Here is an 18547-nt window from a genome sequence, read left to right as displayed (position 1 = left end):
CGGCGGTCACCTCGCGCAGGCGCGCGACCGGACAGTCGAAGGCGGGCGTGGCGGTGCTGCAGCCAGGGATGAACACCGGGGTAGCCAGGGCGGCGCGGCCAGGGTCAGGGGCGTGGCGGCGCGCAGTTGTGAAAGGCTCTGGCCGGTGAACCGCGTCCGGATCACCCGGACGCCATCGGCTCGCAGCCAGCGCTCGAACACCAGGGCCGCGCCCGGCTGGATCTGGTTGGGCTGATAGCCCGGCAGCGTCCATTCCAGCCGCAGCAGCCCACCGACCGTGGCCAGGGTGCCGTCATGACCGGCGATCACCACGACCTTGGCGTCGGAAGGGCCGATCGGCGCGCTTCCGCCATCCAGGGAGTCGAGAATCCGGCCCGTGATATTCCCCGCCAGCGCCTGGGCCACATAGGGCGTGCGCAGGCGCAGGTCGAACTCGGCCTGGTGCAGGAAGAAGGTCCGGGTCAGGGCGTCCTCGTCGACGCCCTTCCAGCCCAGACCCGCGAAGTCGCCGCCGTCGGCCCAGGCCATCAGCAGGCTCTCGGTGACGCCTGACGCGAACGCCTCGGGCCCCGAGAGGCTGACCAGATCCTCGCCATCGACGAAGCCGGGCTTGGCGTCGAGCGCGCGGCGCTTGCCCGGCGCGGGTGGGCACGGCCCCTTGCCGCACTGCATCAGGAAGGCGTCCAGTTGCTCGACTTCCTGGCGGTGACTGGCGCTCCAGGCGGTCAGATCGCCGCCGGCCCGGCCGGCCACGGCGGCCTTGGCCAAGGCCTTGTCGGGCGAGACGACGCCGGCCTTGACCGGCTCGAACATCGGATCGTCCTTGCCCTCGCCCACCGTATGGACGGTGTTGGCGCAAGTCGGGATCAGCCCCTTGGCGTAGGCTTCGCCGGTGGCGATCGTACGCTGGGTGACGTTGGCCCAGTAATAGGCCGCGCCACAGTCACCGGCCTTCAGCAGGCCTTCGGCCGCGTAGAGCTGGCGATAGTAGTCGCCCATCAGCGTGACCATCCGGCCGCCCCGTACGGTCAGGTGCCCCGGCGGAACATCGAAGCGCGGCCACGGCCTGGCCGAAGCCTCGCCCAGCCGCTCGGGCGTCGACATCGCCGCGCGCACGCCATGGCGGCTGAGGATGACCACCTTTTCCAGGCGATCGCCCGAGGGCGCGGCCAGCGCCGACGTCGCCGACAGCAAGGCGGCCGCGAGAGCGGCGAGCCGTATGGACAAGCGCATGCTCACAGCTTCACCACGATGCCGCGACGGTCCATGACATAGCCCAGCAGCCAACAGACCAGCATGTAGGCGATCGCGCACAGCAGCGAGCCCAGCGCGCCCGGCGTCAGGGCCTGGAAGACATGGATCCCGATCCAGCCATAGACGCCCATGCCCGGCGCGACCTCGATCATGTTCAGGACGACGACGAACAGTTCCGAGAACAGGTAGATCACCAGTGGATTGAGGCCGAACACCTGGAAGAAGCGCGTCGCCGGGTTCGGCGACTTGCCCTCGAGCAGCACGGTCAACCCGGCCAGAACGATCAGATCAATGCCGACCGTCAGCAGCACGAAGCTGCCGGTCCACAGCTTCTTGGCGATCGGGAACGCCGGGTTCCAGGCCAGGGCGGCGGCGATCAGAACGACGCCGGCCAGGGCCATCCGGATCACGGCCTTGCGGTCGCCGACATTCTCTTTCAGGACGCGCGCTGCCAGGTAGCCGGCCAGGACGTTGACCGTCGCCGGCAGCGCGCCCAGCAGGCCTTCGGGATCGAAGCCGCCATCCTTGCGATAGAGATGGTTCTGGCCGATCAGCAACAGGTCCAGATGGGTGCCGGCGTTGCCCAGCTTGGACAGCGGCGCGGCCGGATCGCCGAAGGCCATCAGGATCGCCCAGTAGCCCAGCAGCAGCACGGCCGACAGCACGACGATCCAGCGTGGCGACAGCCACCGAACGGCGAAGGCGGCCAGCACGTAGCAGATCGCGATCCGCTGCAGCACGCCCAACACCCGCGTCTCTGAGAGCGGGTTGCCGACCCAGTGCCCGTCGACCTTGTGGACGAACGGGAACCAGTACATCAGGAAACCCAGCAAGAAGATCAGCGCCCCGCGCCGCAGCACCTTGGCCGCGAACTCGCCCAACGGGATCGCCCGCGAGAAGGCGAAGGCCATCGAGCAGCCGACCGCGAACAGGAACGACGGAAACACCGCGTCCGCCGCCGTGAACCCGAACCATGGCGCATGCACCAACTGGGTGTAGGCCTTGGCGCCCGGCCCCATCGTATTGACGACGATCATCAGGCAGACCGTCAGTCCCCGGAAGACATCCAGGGACAGGAAGCGCGCGGGTTTGGTCATTCATTCCCCCCCTTTGGTGTTCTTCTAGTGGGCTTGGTCCAGGCGCGCGATCAGCCCCCTGACCCCGGCGACGGGATCGGCGGGCGGCTCGCGCCGATAGACGCTGTCGGCGGCGACCCAGGCGCGTTCCCAGGCGATGCCGTCCTTGGTGACCGCCGCCTCGTCGAACGCCCCCGTCCCGGCCGCCTTCAGCGCGTCGAGGAACCGCGACCAGCGCGGCAGGTAGAAGTCGCGATACAGCCCCTGCCAGGCCTTGGAGGCGTAGTCGTTGAGGTTGCCCTCCCCACCCCACACCGTGACCTGGGCCTTGGCGTTGGCGACATAGGCGGCCGCGTCGGCCGGGGTGTCGCCATACGCCTTGGCGTCGTCGATCCAGGTCGCCAGGGTCTCGGGCTGGACGCCCAGCAGCGCGTCGATCCGCAGCGCCAACGCCTCGATCCGCGCCCGCGCGCGATCGCCGGCGGCGACATCGCCAGCGCGATAGGCGGCCACGGCGATTTGCAGTTGGTCATCGATCTCCAGGCTGGCCAGATGCCGCGTCGCGTCGACCAAATCCAGCACGAACAGCGGCTGGTCGGCATAGGCGTCGGCCTGGGCCGTCAACGCCCGCACGGCCGCGTCCAGCTTGGCGCGGTCGCCCGGATGGGCCGGGAAGTCGGCGACGCCGGCCGTCGGCCGCTTGAAGAACAGATAGGCCCCGGCCTTGCTCTTCCACCAGCGCGGCGACCAGTAGCGGGTCGAATAGGCGCCCTGGACCAGCAGGCCCATGGCCGCGTCCAGCTGCGGCGTCGTCTCGCCATAGCGCGAGCGGGCGTAGGTCGACAGCCAGGCCGCCGTGCTATCCTGCCCCGCGCCCCAGGCCAGGTCGTAGACCGCCTCGTAGACGATCGAGTTGTTGTGCAGCCCCTCGGGGAACATGCCGAACCCGGCCAGCTTGCCCTTGTCGGGATTGGCCGCGATGCCCGGAATGTCCTGGCGGTAGTAGTCTAGGTCGCCATAGACCGGATTGCTGCCGCCGTAGTTATGGACATAGCCATAGATCCAAGGCTTGCCGCCGAAGGCCTTGGCGTTCTTCCACACCGCCGGATAGCGGTCGTTGCCGATGTCCAGGATCATCAGCTTGTCGTCGGGAACCCGGCTCAGATAGGCCGAGATCGCCGCCGGGTCCCAGAAGTGGCTGTCGGCGCCGAACAGCCAGCCCTGCATCACCCACACCGCGTCAGGCCGCGCCTGGCGGATCGAGTCGTAGATCGCCTTGCCGTAGGCCGCCAGGCGCTGGGCCTTCAGGGCCGGATCGACCTCGACCTTGGTCTTGGTCGCCGCCGTGTTGGCCGTCCCGTCGCCATAGGCCGCGTCGCGGGCGTCGGCCCCGTCGGCGTTGATCGGCGGCAGCATCTCGTTGAACGAGTCGGCCAGGTAGTAGGTCCCGGTCCCGTAGGTCTGGGTGTACAGCGCCAGGAACCGGCCCGCGATCCTGGCGAACAGCGGGTCGGCCGGATCCAGCCAGTAGGTCTCGTGGAAGCCCTCCCACGGCCGCATGCGGTAGATGCGGGCCTTGGGGTTCTTCTGGGCGAAGGCCTTGGGCACGTAGCCGCCGAACGCCGGCAGGATCGGGGTCATGCCCAGCGACCGCATGCGGCCCAGGATCTGGGTCTGCAGGGTCTTCTTCTTGTCGATCCAGTTGGTGGGCAGCGGCGCGCGATAGCCCTCGATATTGCCCATGCGGTGCCAGGGCGTGAAAGCGGGACCGGAGAAATAGTCGGCCAGCTCGGCCTCGCTCAGGCCGAACTCGCGCCACAGGGCCCGCCAGACATATTCCTGGCCTTCCATGGCCAGCGGCATGTCGACGCCGTGCGCCGCCATCCAGTCGATCTCGCGCGTCCAGCGCTTCCAACCCCACCAGGGGGTCGTGTAGCCGTAGGTGCAGGTGTTGAGATAGGCGCGGTGGCGGAACGGGGTCTCGACCTTTCCGGTGGCGACGGCGGGCAAGACGCCGCCCTGGGCGACCCGGTCGCCTTCCCAGCTGACATGGGCCAGACCCGCCTGGCGCAGATAGGCATAGGCCCCGCGAACCAAGGCCACGGGACTGTCGCCGGCGATCGCGACCTGGCCGCCCTTGCCGGTCACCGAATACCAGGGCTGCCCCGCGCCAGACTTGAGGGTCAGGGCCGCGCCGGCCAGACGCTTGCCGAACAGACGATCCAGGCTGGCCTTCGCGGCGGCGGTTCCGCTGGCCGGGCTGGCGGCGAAGGCGGACGGCGCGGCGGCGGCGGCGATCGCGGCGACCAGCGCCTGGCGTCGGTTCAGGTCTGCGGTCATCGGCCTCGAGGTCTCAGGAAGGAATCTTGCGAAAAGGACGCCCGCCGCTCAGGAGAATGGAGCGGCGGGCGCCAGGAGAAAAGGTCCCGCGCGCTCCGGTGGAGCGGCGGCGGGACCCGGGGAGGACACGGCGCCAAAGGGAGGACGCGGGCGCCGCGCCGAAGTCGCTACATCTTGTATTGGAACGAGAGGTAGTAGCTGGGGCCCGTGGCCGACGACATCTGCCAGCGGCTGGAGTTGCCGAGGTAGGCCTTCTCCTGCGCGTTGTTGATGTTCATCGCCGCGAATGCGAAGCTCAGGTGTTCGTTGAAGTTGTAGCCCAGGTTCAGGTCGAACTGGGTCCGCGCGGCGACCGTGTGGCCAAGCGGCCCGGAGAAGAAGCTCTCCACCGAGGTCTGGTCATAGGCGCTGCGGTAGTTGGCGGACAGGCGGGCGCTGAAAGTCTGGTTTTCCCAGTACACCGTGCCGTTGGCGGTATGCTCCGACAGGTTCGCCAGACGGAAGCCGGTCGTCGAGGTCGCCGGGTTCACGTGGGTGTAGTTGGCGATCAGGCCGAAACCGTTGATCGGCAGCCAGGCGTCGAACGACTGTTGCCAGTTCAGCTCGTAGCCGTGGATGTCGACCGTGCGGGCGTCGTTGAAGCTCTGGGTGATCGAATAGGTGTCACCCGCGGCCGAGACGCAGACGCCGCTGGCGTCCTTGCTCAGCGCCGTGCCCTCGTACGCGGTCGGGCAGACCAGTTGGGTGAAGACGCCGTTCTTGACCTTCTTCGAGAAGAAGCCCGCCGACAGGCCGTTGCCCTGACCGTAGTACCACTCCAGGCTGACATCCAGCTGGTTGGCGGTCATCGGGTTCAGGTCGCCCTGACCGATCGAGATCGTGTTGACCTTGTGGCCGGTGGTGTCCGTCGAGGTGGTCACCGTGGTGGCCAGCTGGTTGTTGGAGTCGATGATCGGACGCACCAGCACCTTGGCCGCGGCGACGCGCAGCAGCAGGTTGTCGGTCAGGTCGACGCTGAAGTTCGCCGACGGCAGGATGTTGTCGTAGGACTTCTTGGTCGTGTAGTTGCCGGCGACCAGCTTCACTTCAGTGTTCTGCGGGTTGGCGGCGCCGCCTATATAGCCCTTCACGGTCTGGTCGGTGCTTTCGCTGCGCACGCCGACATTGCCGCGGAAGGTCTTGGACAGCACCTCGCCCTTCAGATTGGCCATGGCGTAGAACGAGGTCAGCTCACGCTCGACGCGGAAGCTGCCGGCCGGGTCGAAGGCTTCGTAGATCGAAACGCCCTGGGCCTTCAGCGCGGCGCGATAGACGTCGAGGTTCGGCGACACCCAGGCGGCCGGCAAGGTCATGTCGCCGTCCAGGAAGTTGGTGATGGCGATGCCGGTGGCGGCCATGGTCGGCGAGTACGAGGCCGGAATGGTGTTCTGGCCGTCCTTGCGGACCACGTAGCGCTTGAGCACTTCCTTGCGGATCTTGGCGCCGACGGCGACGGACTCGAGGATCCCGAAGTCGGTGTAGCGCTTGGCGTCGAACTGGCCGGCGTCCTCGTAGGAGTCGATCGTGCGATAGGCGCCGTTCGGATAGGTGTTCCGGATCAGGGTAGCCGTATTGTACTGGGCCGTATCGGTCAGCGCCGTCGACGTCGTGAAGACGATGTTCTTCGGGTTGCTGATGTCGACCGTGGCGCTGGGGATGTTGATCCCCAGGATCGCGGCCTCTTCGTTATGCTGCGCGCTGCCGCGCGAATAGTGGCCGACCGCCTTGAAGTCCCAGTTCTCGAGGCCGGTGTAGTGGATGTTGCCCGTCAGGGCGCCGGTCGACTGCGGCCGGTTCTCGAACTGGTGGTTGTTCTCCAGCCGGAAGTTGTTCACCTGCACCTTGGTCGCGGTGCCGTTGGTCACCGTGATCGGCACGACGTTCGAGGCCGACGGCGTCGTGAACAGGAAGACCTGCTGGTGGATGTCCTGGGTCGTCTTGTCCTTGGCGTAGGTCGCGATCACGTCGACCTGCAGGTCGCTGGTCGGCTTGAACTGCAGCGCGCCGTTGATCATCGAGCGCTTGGTCTCGCGATCGATGCGGCGATAGCGCAGGCGAGCCGGGGTGTAGGTGCCATTGGCGACGGTCCAGCGGTCCATCCACAGATAGTCGCCGCGGTCCTTCAGCTCCTGATAGCCGCCGCCCAGGAACACGCCGAGCTTGCCGTCGAAGAAGTGGTCGACATAGGTCAGGCCGTACTTGCCGGTCGGGTCGCCGCCGATCAGGTCCTGCTTCTGCAGCTTGCCGGCCAGGATCAGCTGGCGGCCCTTCACGTCGAACGGATGGACGGTGTCGATATTGACCGTGCCGGCCAGGCCGCCGGCGTCCATGTCGGCGGTGGGCGACTTGTAGACCTGGATGCCCGAGGCCAGCTCGGTCTGGATGACGTCGTAGCGGAAGCCGTCGGTGAAGTTCGAGCTCTTGAACGCCTGGCCGTTGACCGTGGTCAGGGCGTATTGCGGGCCCAGGCCCCGGATGCTGATCGTCGAGCCCCGGCCGTTGATGTTCGAGATCTGGACGCCCGGAATGCGCTGGATGGCTTCGGCGATGTTTTCCGACGGGAACTTGCCGATGTCCTCGGACGAGATGCCGTCCGAAACGCGGATGTCCTTGCGCTTGGTCTCGAGGGCGGTCGCCAGGCTCTTGCGGAAGGCGGTGACCACGACCTCGTCGACCGACTCGGCCGCGGGAGCCGGAGCGGTCTGGGCCAGGGCGGCGTCGGCGAAGCAGGCGCCGGCCAACAGGGCCAGGGCGAAAGCCTTGTGGCGACCGCGCGTGGCGGAAGCCGGATTCTTCTGTTCGATCATCTTGTTATCCCCCTTTTTTGAACCTTTAGGCGCGAGGACGCTGCAACGCCTCGCCGATAAGCATGAAGCAGACCATTCAAGTACCTCTCCGGACTGCATACGGAGAGACGTATAAGGCGTTGGACCAAGCCAACGAACACTCTAAGTCGCTTATTTCTCTGAACTTTTATAAGGCGTCTGATCCTTAGGCAGCTCAGGATTCGGGCTAACCCGACCCTTGTTTTCCGAAGGTCGGATTTATTATGTTGTTTTAATTATTTAGCGCCCATTTCGCGCCTCCCGTCAATCCCGATTGTAATACCAATTTAATGCCTTTTTTGCGACCACCTCGCCCCTCGATCCAAGCCGATCGCAGCCAGGGCGAGAGCGTGCGCGACGCCCCTCTCCCCAAGGGTGAGCGCTCGCCCTACCCGATCCCCTTGATGGCTTCGGCGACGCGTTCGGCGCTGGGGCCCAGGACGATGTGGAGGGCATGGCCGCCGACGCGGACGAGGCCGCGCAGGCCGGCGGCGTGGAGGGCCGGTTCATCGACGGCGGCGGGGTCGGCGACGACGATGCGCAGGCGGCTGGAGCAGGTCCCCACCTGGCGCAGGTTGGCCGGGCCGCCGAGGGCGGCGACCAGGGCCTGGGCCTTTTGGTCGTCCTCGACTGTGGGCAGGATGGACGGCGCGGGCTTGGCCGGCATGACGACCGTGGTGGCGGCGGGCCTGGCCGCCGGGGCCGGCGTGACGCCCATGGCCGCGCGGATCTCGCCGGCGACGGCGTCGGCGATGGGGCCCAGCACCACCTGCAGCGCCTTGTCGGAGGGCTTGACGACGCCGCGCGCGCCCAGGGCCTTGAGCGCCGGCTCGCTGACGACACCCTGGTCGGCGACGATCAGGCGCAGGCGGGTGGTGCAGGCGTCGACGCTGACGAGGTTGGCCGCCCCGCCCAGGGCCTGGACGAAGTCGGCCCCGCGCCCGCCGCCGGTGGCCACCGCTTGCGGCGCGACGACGTCGTCGTCCTCGCGGCCGGGGGTCTTCAGGTCGAAGCGGGTGATGAAGACCCGGAAGAGGCCGTAATAGACCGCCGCATAGACCGCCCCGATCGGCAGCAGCCACAGCGGACGGGTGGCCTTGCCGAAGTTGAGCACATAGTCGAACAGCCCCGCCGAGAAGGTGAAGCCCAGCTTGACGGACAGGGCGTTCATCAGGGCCATCGACACCCCGGTCAGCACCGCGTGCACGGCGTAGAGCGCCGGGGCCAGGAACATGAACGAGAACTCGATCGGCTCGGTCACCCCGGTCAGGAACGAGGTCAGGGCCAGGGAGACCAGCATGCCGCCCACGGCCTTGCGCCTGTCGGGCTTGGCGGTGTGGTACATGGCCAGGCACGCGGCCGGCAGGCCGAACATCATCACCGGGAAGAAGCCGCTCATGAACCCGCCGGCGGCGGGATCGCCCGCGAAGAAGCGGCGCAGATCGCCGGTGGCGCCGTGGAAGTCGCCCACCACGAACCAGGCGATGTTGTTGAGGATGTGGTGCAGGCCGGTGACGATCAGGATGCGGTTGAGGAAGCCGTAGACCAGCAGGCCCAGCTCGCCCGAGCCGACGATGGCGCGGCTGGCCGCGTCGACGCCGCCGTTGATGCCGTCATAGCCCCAGCCGATCAGCACGGCCATGACAAGGCCCGCCAGGCCCGAGACGATCGGCACGAAGCGCCGGCCGCTGAAGAAGGCCAGGTACTCGGGCAGCTTGAAGCCGGAAAAGCGGTTATAGAACAGCCCCGCGATCACCCCCGACAGGATGCCGATCGGCACGCTGAGCTTGGCCAGCGCCTTGGCCTTGTAGGCCGCGCCCGCCAGGTCGGCATGATCCTTGACGAGATGGGCGGTGACCTCGGCCGGGACGTGCAGCAGGGCCTTGGCCCCTTCGCTGGCGATCAGGAAGCAGACCACCCCGGCCAGGCCGGCCGCGCCGTTGTTCTCACGCGCCAGGCCCACGGCCACGCCGATGGCGAAGAGGAGGCCGAGGTTGGAGAAGATCGCGTCACCGGCCGCGGCGATGAAGCCGATGTTCAGGAGATCCGGCTGGCCCAGGCGCAGCAGCAGCCCCGCCACCGGCAGCACCGCGATCGGCAGCATCAGGGCTCGGCCCAGCGGCTGGAGGATTTCGAGCGGAGACTTCATCTGAAGCTTCATGGGGCTTAGCTTCCGAAAGCTTTGGCGAGGTCGCGCACGGCCTCGGGGGACGTCTGGTTCAGGGCCTGGCGGGCCAGGTCGCGGCAGGCGGCCAGGTCGAGTTCGCGGACCCGTGCCTTGACCTCCGGCGCGATGCTGGCCGTGGTCGACAGCTCGGTGACGCCCAGGCCCAGCAGGATGGCGGTGGCGGCCAGGTCCGAGGCCAGGCCGCCGCAGACCCCGACCCAGCGGCCGTGCTTTTCGGCCCCACGGCAGGTCAGGTCGATCATTCGCAGCACGGCCGGATGCAGGGCGTCGATCCGCGCGGCCAGTTCCGGATTGCCCCGGTCCATGGCCAGGACGTACTGGGTCAGGTCGTTGGTGCCGATCGACAGGAAGTCGGCCTCGGCGGCGATCAGGTCGGCGGTGACGGCCGCGGCCGGGGTCTCGATCATCACCCCCAGCGCGACGCGCTCGGTGATCCCCAGCTCGCGCTGGGCCTCGTCGAGCACCGCGCGCACGGCGCGCAGCTCGTCCAGGCTCCCGATCATCGGGACCATGATCTTGCACTGGCCGAAAGGCTGGACCCGCAGGATGGCGCGCAGCTGGGTCTTCAGGAGATGCGGCCGCCACAGGCTGACGCGCACGCCGCGCAGGCCCAGGGCCGGGTTCTCCTCGGCCGGGATCGGCAGGTAGGGCGCGGCCTTGTCGCCGCCGACGTCCAGGGTGCGGATGATCAGCGGCCGGCCGGCAAGCGCGTCGGCGATGGCCTGGTACTGGCGGGCCTGCTCGTCCTCGTCGGGCGGGGTCTCGCGGTCCAGGAACAGGAACTCGGTGCGCAGCAGGCCGCTGCCTTCCGCCCCGTTCTCGACGGCGGCCACCGCGTCCTTGACCGCGCCGGTGTTGGCGAACACCTCGATGCGGGTCCCGTCGCGGGTCACGGCCGGATCATGGGCAGCGGCTTGCGCCTGAGCCTTGCGCGCCTGGCGATGAGCCAGCTGGGTCTGGGCCGCCGCCAGGGCCGGGGCGTCGGGGGCCACCCGCAGGGCCCCGCCATCGGCGTCCAGGATCAGGGCCGCGCCGTCCTCGACGCTCAAGACCGCCCCGCCCAGCGCCACCAGGGCCGGAATGCCCATGGCCGCGGCCAGGATGGCCACGTGCGAGGTCGGGCCGCCGCGGGCGGTGGCGAAGCCGGCGACGACGCCGGGGTCGACGCCCATCAGCTGCGAAGGCAGGAGCTCGTCGGCCAGCAGGATCGAGCCCGGCGCCAGGACGGTGGTGTCGTCCTCCTCGCCAGTCAGGGCCCTGAGCACCTGGCGCTCCAGGTCGATCAGGTCGTCGACGCGCTCGGCCAGGCGGCGATCGCCCAGGCCCCGCAGGGCCTCGACATAGCCACCGACCGCCGCGCGCCAGGCAAAGCCGGCGCTCTTGCCCGCGCCGATCAGCCGGCGCGCCCCGGCGAACAGTTCAGGGTCTTCCAGGAACGCCAGGTGCGCGCCCAGGATCGCCTTGCGGGCCTTGTCGCCAGTCAGGGCGTTGGCTTCGATCCTGGCGCGGACCTTGGCGATGGCGGCGGTCAGCGCCGCCTCCTCGTGGGCTGCGCCCTCGCCGGCTTCGCGCACGGCGATGTCCGACGACGCCAGCCGCACCGCCTTGCCGATCGACAGACCCGGCGCGGCCAGCACGCCCTTCAGCATCCCGTCGCGCGGCAGCTCGGCGGGCGCCACGACTGGCGTGGCGGCCTTCGCCGCCACCGGCGCGCCCTCGCCCATGCCGCTCTCGATCAGGTCGGCGATGGCGGCCATCGCCGCCTCGGCGTCGGAACCGGACGCCACCACCTGGATCGCATCGCCATGGCGGATGGCCAGGGCCATCAGCCCCACCGGGCTCTTGGCGCTGGCCCGGCGGCCGGTCACGCTCAGCGCCGTCTCGGCCGTGAAGCCCCGCGCCGTCTCGGCGATCCGCGCCGCCGGCCGCGCGTGGATCCCGTGCGCCAGCGGCACGATCACCTCGCGGGAGATTTCAAGGGCGGGAGCGGAAGTGACAGCCGCCGTCTCGCCGACCGGCGACAGCGCCATCAGGAAGTCGCCCACGCCCACGGCCCGGTCCTGGTCGCGGCGCACGATCGAGAAGGCGTCCGGATTGGTGATGACCACCGGGGTGATCAGGCTCTTGGCCCGCTGGGCCAGCAGATCCAGATCAAAGCCCAGCAGCGGCTCGCCGGCCTTCACGCTCTGGCCTTCGGCGACGAACACCGAGAAGCCCTCGCCGTCCAGCGCCACCGTCTCCAGCCCGACATGCATCAGGATCTCGGCCCCATTGGCCGCCCGCAGGGCCACCGCGTGCCGCGCCCGGTGCACGCTCGTCACCACCGCGTCGCAAGGCGCATGCAAGGTCGAGCCCAAAGGATCGATCGCCAGCCCGTCCCCCAGCATCCGCTCGGCGAACACCGCGTCCGGCGTCTCATCCAACGGCGCTACCCAGCCCTGCAGCGGGGCGGTCAGGACCACCGTACTCATCGAACCTCCCCCGGCACGCTCTTGGCGAGCGCTACACCTTCAGCGCGAAAGCCGTGCCGCCGCGCCAGGCATGCATGCCATTTCAATACCACTTTGAACACCACTTTTTGTCAGGCCACGTAAATTACGTTTGACAACAAGGCCGTTAGGGCGGTTTTGGGAACCAGCGACAATGAGGCCGGTTGCAAAAGGACTTAGATTGGTATGTTTCTAGTCAACCACCGCCTCAACGCGCTTCACGGGGAAGCGAGTCGGCTTCAGGAGCGCTCTTAATGTCGCTGGCCACGCAGATCGGCCCCTTGGGAGTCGGGGACGCCGCCCCGCTCTACAAGCAGCTGCAGCGCGCGCTGCGCGAGGCGATCCAGGGCAAGATCCTGTCGCCCGACGACGCCCTGCCGCCCGAACGCGACATGGCCGACGAGTTCAATGTCTCGCGAATCACGATCCGCAAGGCGCTGGACGGGCTGGTCAGCGAAGGCCTGCTGACGCGTCGCCAGGGCGCAGGCACCTTCGTCGCCGCGCGGGTCGAGAAGAACTTCTCCAAGCTGACCTGCTTCACCGAAGACATGATCGCGCGCGGCCGCACGCCGCACAGTGAATGGATCGCGCGCATGGAAGGTGCCGTGACGCCCGAGGAGTCGCTGACCCTGGGCCTGTCGCCGGGCGCGCCGGTCTATCGCTTCCATCGCGTCCGCTACGCCGACGGCGCGCCGATGGCGGTGGAGTACACCACGATCGCCGCCTTCGCCCTGCCCTCGGTCGAGGCGGTCAAGAGCTCGCTCTACGAGGCCATGGCGGCCACCGGCCACCGACCGGCCCGCGCGCTGCAACGCCTGCGCGGCGTGCTGATCTCGGCCCAGCATGCGTCCCTGCTGGGCGTGAAGGCCAAGGACGCCGGCCTGCTGGTCGAACGGCGCGGCTTCCTGCGGGACGGCCGGGCAGTCGAGGTCTCGCAATCCTATTATCGCGGCGACGCCTACGACTTCGTCGCCGAACTGAACGACCCGGTCTAGCCGGCCATTCTCTTTCTCGTATCCCGGAGCTCACCCTTGACGGCGTCATCATCGTCCTCGCCCGCCCGCCTGTCGCCGGAGTCCACGCGGATGTTCCTGGAGGCGGGCGAGGCCTCGTCGGTGGCGGCGAAGCTGCTGGCGGCCAACGCCGAGAAGATCGCGACCCTGGCCGAACGGCTGCGGGCCCATCCGCCGCGCGTGGTGGTCACCATCGCACGCGGCAGCAGCGACCACGCCGCCACCTTCGCCCGCTACCTGATCGAGACCAAGGCCGGGGTTCTGACCTCGTCGGCCGGCCTGTCGGTCAGCTCGGTCTACGACGCCTCGCCCAACCTGGACGGCGCACTGGTCCTGGCCATCTCGCAGTCGGGCAAGAGCCCTGACCTACTGGCGGCGGTGAAGGCGGCCAAGGCCGCCGGCGGCTACGCCGTGGCCCTGGTCAATGTCGAGGATTCGCCCCTGGCCCAGCTGGCCGACGCGGTGATCCCGCTGCACGCCGGCCCCGAGCTCAGCGTCGCGGCCACCAAGTCCTATATCGCCGCCCTGGTGGCCATCACCCAGCTGATCGCCGCCTGGACCGAGGACGCCGAGCTGACCTCGGCCCTGACCGCCCTGCCCGCCGCGCTCGCGCAGGCCTGGAGCCTGGACTGGTCCCCGGCCGTCGAGCGCCTGACCTCGGCCAGCAACCTCTACGTCCTGGGCCGGGGCGTCGGCTTCGCCGTGGCCTTGGAAGCGGCCCTGAAGTTCAAGGAGACCTGCGGCCTGCACGCCGAGGCCTTCAGCGCCGCCGAGGTGCTGCACGGTCCCATGGCCCTGGTGAAGGACGGTTTCCCGGCCCTGGTCTTCGCCCAGAACGACGAGAGCCGCGACAGCGTCGACGCGATGGCCCGAGGCCTGGCCGAACGCGGCGCCGACGTGTTGCTGGCCGCGCCCCAAGAAACAGGGATGGGCGAGGAAGACGCTCCCACCCTGCCGACCGTGGCGGCCCATCCGGTGCTGGAGCCGATCCTGATGATCCAGAGCTTCTACCGCATGGCCAACGCCCTGTCGGTCGCCCGCGGCTACGATCCCGACAGCCCGCCCCACCTCAACAAGGTCACCGAAACCGTCTGATGCTGGCTGCTCTCGTCAACGGCCGCGTCCTGACGGCCGCCGGCATCCTGGACGGCCAGGCCGTCCTGATCGAAGGCGGCCGGATCGCCGGCGTGGTCCCTCTGGCTGAGGTTCCGGCCTCGGCCGCGCGTCGCGACCTGGCCGGCGGCCTGCTGGTCCCCGGCTATATCGACACCCAGGTCAATGGCGGCGGCGGGGTGCTGTTCAACGACGCCCCGACGGTGGAGACCATCGCCGCCATCGGCGCGGCCCACCGCAAGTTCGGCACGACCGGCTTCCTGCCGACCCTGATCAGCGACGACCTTTCCGTCGTCGACCAGGCCCTGCGGGCGACCGAGGCGGCGATCGCCGCGGGCGTCCCTGGCGTCCTGGGTGTCCACATCGAGGGCCCGTTCCTCAATCCCAAGCGCAAGGGCATCCACGACGCGGGCAAGTTCCGGATCCTCGACGAGGCGGCCATCGCCCTGCTCTCGTCGCTGAAGGTCGGCCGAACCCTGGTGACCCTGGCCCCCGAGCGGACCACGCCGGAGACGATCCAGCGCCTGGCCGACGCCGGCGTCCATGTCGCCGCCGGCCACACCAACGCCAGCTACGCCACCCTGCGCCAGGCTCTCGACCACGGCCTGACCGGTGTCACCCACCTGTTCAACGCCATGTCGCCGCTGACCAGCCGCGAGCCGGGCGTGGTCGGGGCGGTGCTGGAGAACCAGGACGCCTGGGCCGGGATCATCGTCGACGGCCGCCACGTCGATCCTGTCACGCTGAAGATCGCCCTGCGCGCCCGGCCGCTGGACCGCTTCATGCTGGTCACCGACGCCATGCCCACCGTGGGCATGACCGACAAGCGCTTCACCCTGCAGGGCCAGGAGATCGTCGTGCGCGACGGGGTCTGCGTCGGCGAAGGCGGCACCCTGGCTGGCTCGGATCTCGACATGGCCGGGGCGGTGCGCAACGCCGTCCGGATGCTGGACCTCTCCATCGACGACGCGGTGATGATGGCCTCGGCCGCCCCGGCGGCGTTCCTGGGCCTGGCCGACCAGCGCGGCCGCATCGCGCCGGGCTACGCGGCGGACCTCTGCCTGCTCGACGACGACCTCAACGTCACCGCCACCTGGATCGACGGAAACGAGGGCTGATCCTCTCCCCAGGGGAGAGGTGTCGGCTCGAAGAGACGACGGAGAGGAAGACACCGACTCGGCCGCGCTTCCCCTCCGGCCTTCGGCCGCCTCCCCCGCCGAGGGGAGGATCAAGCAAAAAGGGCGCTGGCCTCGCGGCCGGCGCCCTTTTCCATTTCAGCTCATCCGCCCTTGTGGCTGGCGACGTAGGCCTCGGTCTCGCGGAGCACCCGCAGGACGTTGCCGCCCCAGATCTTGGCGATGTCGTCCTTGGAATAGCCGGCCTTGAGCAGCCGCTCGGTGACGATCGGCAGGTCGGCGACGCTGTCGTAGCCGTCCACCCCGCCGCCGCCATCGAAGTCGCCGCTGAGGCCCACATGGTCGGGCCCAACCAGCTTCAGAGCGTACAGCAGGTGCGCCATCAGGTCCTCGAGATTGGCGCGCGGCATCGGATACTGGGCCAGGAGCGCGCGCCGCTCGGCCATCAGCTGGACCACCTGATCCTCGGTCATCTTGTTGCGCGCGCCGAACTTGGCCATCAGGGCGGCCATGGCCTTGTCCCGCTCCGCATTGGGCGGCGGCGGCGGCAGCATGTAGGACGAGAAGGCGTTGATCTGGATGACCCCGCCCTTCTCGGCCAGCTTCTTGAGCAGGTCGTCGGGCACGTTGCGCGGATGGTCGAACACCGCCCGCACGCCGCTGTGCGACAGCACCACCGGCGTCTTGGACTGCTCGATCACCTGGGCCAGCACCGCGTCGGACGAGTGGCTGGGATCGGGGATCACGCCCAGGCGGTTCATCTCGTCCAGCAGCGCCTTGCCCTTGGGGCTGAGCCCGCCCCACTCGGGCTTGTCGGTGGCGCTGTCGGCGAAGTCGTTGTCCTTGAAGTGGGCGAATCCGACCATCCGCACGCCCAGCGCGTAGAAGGCGTCCAGCATGCCGGGGTCGCCGGCCAGCGGATAGGCGTTCTCCATGCTGAGATAGGCGAAGCGCTTGCCCTTGGCGACGATGCGGGCGGCGTCGTCAGCCGTCAGGGCGATCTCGATCTTGTCGGCGTGCTTGACCAGCATCTCGTGGATCTCGACCGCCCGGACCAGGGCGGCGGCGCGGGCCGCGTCGTCGCCGGCCTTGGTGCGCGGCCCCTGGGCCGTGTAGATCGCGAAGAAACCGCCATCGACGCCGCCGTCGACCATGCGCGGCAGGTCGACCTGGCTGCCATCCTTCGTCACCGCGTGCCGGTCGGCGAAATCCCAGCCGGGCCGCGAGAACAGGGCCGGCGTGTCGAAGTGGGTGTCCAGCACGATGGCGGCGTCATGGACGGCGCGCGCGGCGGGACTGATCTTGGGGACCGTGCTCTTGGCGGCCTGGGCCGTGGCGAGGGTCGGCGCGGCCATCAGGGCTGCGGCGAGGAATAGGTGGGCTTTGGTCATGGTCGGGACGCTCGACTTCGTTTGACGCGGATGCAGCGCAGGCCGCCTGTGTGAGTCAACGGACGGCCGAACGAAAGCCTCCAGTCGAGCTTCGCGCGATCTTCGACCCAATTGCCTAAGCCGTGCGCGTCGGGGCGAGCCTTTCGGCCCGCCCCGCTCGTCTCACCGCATCGTCGGAATGACGAAGCTCTGGTCCAGCACCGCCCCGCCCTTGGGCCACCGCTGGGTCACGGTCTTGGTCCGCGTATAGAACTTCACCCCGTCCATGCCGTACTGGTTGAGGTCGCCGAAGCCCGAGCGCTTCCAGCCGCCGAAGCTGTGATAGGCGACCGGCACCGGGATCGGCACGTTGATGCCGACCATACCGACCTCGACCTGGTCGGCGAACTCGCGGGCGGCGTCGCCGTTGCGGGTGAAGATCGCCACGCCGTTGCCGTACTGGTGGCGCGACGCCAGACCGATGCCCTCCTCCAGGGTCTCGGCGCGGACCATCTGCAGCACCGGGCCGAAGATCTCGTCCTGGTACGAGCGGCTGGTCGGCTTGACGCGGTCGAACAGGGTCGGACCGACGAAGAAGCCATCCTCGTGGCCTTGCAAAGCAAAGCCGCGACCGTCGACGACCAGCTCGGCGCCCTCGTCGACTCCCATCTGGATGTAGCTCTCGATCCGCGCCTTGTGGGCGGCGCTGACCACTGGGCCGTAGTGGGCGTCCTGGTCGGTGCTGACCCCGATCCGCAGACCGCCGATGGCATCGACCAATCGCTCGCGCAAGGCGTCGGCGGTCTTGGCGCCGACCGGCACGACGACCGGCAGGGCCATGCAGCGCTCGCCCGCCGAGCCATAGGCCGCGCCGATGATGTCGGCCGTCGCCTGGTCCAGGTCGGCGTCGGGCAGGACGAGGCCGTGGTTCTTGGCCCCACCCATGGCCTGAACACGCTTGCCGGCGGCGCCGGCGCGCTGGAACACCGCCTGGGCGATGTCCGAGCTGCCCACGAAGCTGACGGCCTTGATGTCCTTGTGGTCGAGGATGCCCTCGACGCAGTCCTTGTCGCCGTGGACGACATTAAGGATGCCCGGCGGCAGGCCGGCTTCCATCATCAGCTGGGCCAGACGCACCGGCACCGACGGATCACGCTCCGAGGGCTTGAGGATGAAGGCGTTGCCGCAAGCGATGGCGGGACCGAACATCCACATCGGGATCATGGCCGGGAAGTTGAACGGGGTGATGCCGGCGACAACGCCCAGGGCCTGGCGCATCGAATAGACGTCGATGCCAGGGCCGGCGCCTTGCGTGTATTCGCCCTTCAGCAGGTGCGGAATTCCGCAAGCGAACTCAATGACTTCCAGGCCGCGCTGAATGTCACCCTTGCTGTCGGCGATAACCTTGCCGTGTTCGGACGACAGGAGTTCGGCCAGCTCGTCCATGTGGACTTCCAGCAGGCGCTTGAACTCGAACATCACCCGAGCGCGGCGCTGCGGGTTGGTCGCGGCCCAGGCCAGCTGGGCGGCCTTGGCGTTGGCGACGGCGGCGTCCAGTTCCGAGGCCGAAGCCAGGGCCACGCGGGCCTGGACCTTGCCGGTGTTGGGATCGAAGACGTCGCCGAACCGGCCGGAGGTTCCCTCGACGACGCTGCCGCCGACGAAGTGGGAAATGGTGCGCATGCCGAAGCTCCCTAATTGTCC

At 68.8% G+C, this 18547-nt stretch carries 11 protein-coding genes; 3 read left to right on the top strand and 8 right to left on the bottom strand.

Going from position 1 to position 18547, the window contains the following annotated elements:
- Positions 1 to 6: 6 nt before the first annotated feature.
- The 6 genes from MZV50_RS10855 to ptsP form a co-directional block, all read right to left on the bottom strand.
- The gene (locus MZV50_RS10855; protein WP_252634585.1) at positions 7 to 1233 is read right to left on the bottom strand and encodes a histidine-type phosphatase; all 1227 of its coding nucleotides are present in this window, start codon (positions 1231 to 1233) and stop codon (positions 7 to 9) included.
- A 2-nt stretch (positions 1234 to 1235) separates the two neighbouring features.
- The gene (locus MZV50_RS10850; RefSeq protein WP_252634584.1) at positions 1236 to 2351 is read right to left on the bottom strand and encodes an acyltransferase family protein; all 1116 of its coding nucleotides are present in this window, start codon (positions 2349 to 2351) and stop codon (positions 1236 to 1238) included.
- 24 nt (positions 2352 to 2375) lie between these two features.
- Positions 2376 to 4670 (bottom strand): alpha-N-acetylglucosaminidase, encoded by a 2295-nt coding sequence (locus MZV50_RS10845; RefSeq protein ID WP_252634583.1) that lies wholly within the window; start codon positions 4668 to 4670, stop codon positions 2376 to 2378.
- A 167-nt stretch (positions 4671 to 4837) separates the two neighbouring features.
- Entirely contained in the window at positions 4838 to 7615 is a 2778-nt protein-coding gene (locus tag MZV50_RS10840; protein ID WP_252634582.1) for a TonB-dependent receptor, read from the bottom strand.
- A 307-nt stretch (positions 7616 to 7922) separates the two neighbouring features.
- Entirely contained in the window at positions 7923 to 9683 is a 1761-nt protein-coding gene (gene nagE, locus MZV50_RS10835; RefSeq protein ID WP_252634581.1) for an N-acetylglucosamine-specific PTS transporter subunit IIBC, read from the bottom strand.
- A gap of 17 nt (positions 9684 to 9700) precedes the next feature.
- Complete coding sequence (ptsP, locus tag MZV50_RS10830) at positions 9701 to 12193, bottom strand: phosphoenolpyruvate--protein phosphotransferase (RefSeq protein ID WP_436792216.1); 2493 nt, start codon at positions 12191 to 12193, stop codon at positions 9701 to 9703.
- Positions 12194 to 12465: 272 nt separating this feature from the next.
- On the opposite strand from ptsP, the gene MZV50_RS10825 reads away from it, so the two are divergent.
- The 3 genes from MZV50_RS10825 (at position 12466) to nagA (ending at position 15455) form a co-directional block, all read left to right on the top strand.
- Positions 12466 to 13206 carry a GntR family transcriptional regulator gene (locus tag MZV50_RS10825; RefSeq protein ID WP_252634580.1) on the top strand — a complete coding sequence of 247 codons (741 nt, stop codon included), beginning with the start codon at positions 12466 to 12468 and terminating at the stop codon, positions 13204 to 13206.
- Positions 13207 to 13296: 90 nt separating this feature from the next.
- On the top strand, positions 13297 to 14319 hold the full coding sequence (locus MZV50_RS10820) for an SIS domain-containing protein (RefSeq protein WP_252635223.1): 1023 nt from the start codon (positions 13297 to 13299) through the stop codon (positions 14317 to 14319).
- On the top strand, positions 14319 to 15455 hold the full coding sequence (nagA, locus tag MZV50_RS10815; protein ID WP_252634579.1) for an N-acetylglucosamine-6-phosphate deacetylase: 1137 nt from the start codon (positions 14319 to 14321) through the stop codon (positions 15453 to 15455). The genes MZV50_RS10820 and nagA overlap by 1 nt, the downstream gene beginning before the upstream one ends.
- 161 nt (positions 15456 to 15616) lie before the next feature.
- Here nagA and MZV50_RS10810 read toward each other — a convergent pair whose 3' ends face one another.
- Complete coding sequence (locus tag MZV50_RS10810; protein WP_252634578.1) at positions 15617 to 16864, bottom strand: dipeptidase; 1248 nt, start codon at positions 16862 to 16864, stop codon at positions 15617 to 15619.
- Between the two features lie 162 nt (positions 16865 to 17026).
- On the bottom strand, positions 17027 to 18526 hold the full coding sequence (locus MZV50_RS10805) for a CoA-acylating methylmalonate-semialdehyde dehydrogenase (RefSeq protein ID WP_252634577.1): 1500 nt from the start codon (positions 18524 to 18526) through the stop codon (positions 17027 to 17029).
- Positions 18527 to 18547: the final 21 nt, after the last annotated feature.

The sequence above is a fragment of the Caulobacter segnis genome, from assembly GCF_023935105.1.
Classification (GTDB): Bacteria; Pseudomonadota; Alphaproteobacteria; order Caulobacterales; family Caulobacteraceae; genus Caulobacter; species Caulobacter segnis_B.
The sequence above is the reverse complement of the archived record's forward strand: the minus strand, read 5'-3'. Positions and strand labels throughout refer to the sequence as shown.

Excerpts from the sequence above, each read along its gene's own strand:
- MZV50_RS10855 (WP_252634585.1), bottom strand. The coding sequence starts at position 1,233 with ATGCGCTTGTCCATACGGCTCGCCGCTCTCGCGGCCGCCTTGCTGTCG.
- MZV50_RS10850 (WP_252634584.1), bottom strand. The coding sequence starts at position 2,351 with ATGACCAAACCCGCGCGCTTCCTGTCCCTGGATGTCTTCCGGGGACTG.
- MZV50_RS10845 (WP_252634583.1), bottom strand. The coding sequence starts at position 4,670 with ATGACCGCAGACCTGAACCGACGCCAGGCGCTGGTCGCCGCGATCGCC.
- MZV50_RS10840 (WP_252634582.1), bottom strand. The coding sequence starts at position 7,615 with ATGCAGTCCGGAGAGGTACTTGAATGGTCTGCTTCATGCTTATCGGCG.
- nagE (WP_252634581.1), bottom strand. The coding sequence starts at position 9,683 with ATGAAGTCTCCGCTCGAAATCCTCCAGCCGCTGGGCCGAGCCCTGATG.
- ptsP (WP_436792216.1), bottom strand. The coding sequence starts at position 12,193 with ATGAGTACGGTGGTCCTGACCGCCCCGCTGCAGGGCTGGGTAGCGCCG.
- MZV50_RS10825 (WP_252634580.1), top strand. The coding sequence starts at position 12,466 with ATGTCGCTGGCCACGCAGATCGGCCCCTTGGGAGTCGGGGACGCCGCC.
- MZV50_RS10820 (WP_252635223.1), top strand. The coding sequence starts at position 13,297 with ATGTTCCTGGAGGCGGGCGAGGCCTCGTCGGTGGCGGCGAAGCTGCTG.
- nagA (WP_252634579.1), top strand. The coding sequence starts at position 14,319 with ATGCTGGCTGCTCTCGTCAACGGCCGCGTCCTGACGGCCGCCGGCATC.
- MZV50_RS10810 (WP_252634578.1), bottom strand. The coding sequence starts at position 16,864 with ATGACCAAAGCCCACCTATTCCTCGCCGCAGCCCTGATGGCCGCGCCG.
- MZV50_RS10805 (WP_252634577.1), bottom strand. The coding sequence starts at position 18,526 with ATGCGCACCATTTCCCACTTCGTCGGCGGCAGCGTCGTCGAGGGAACC.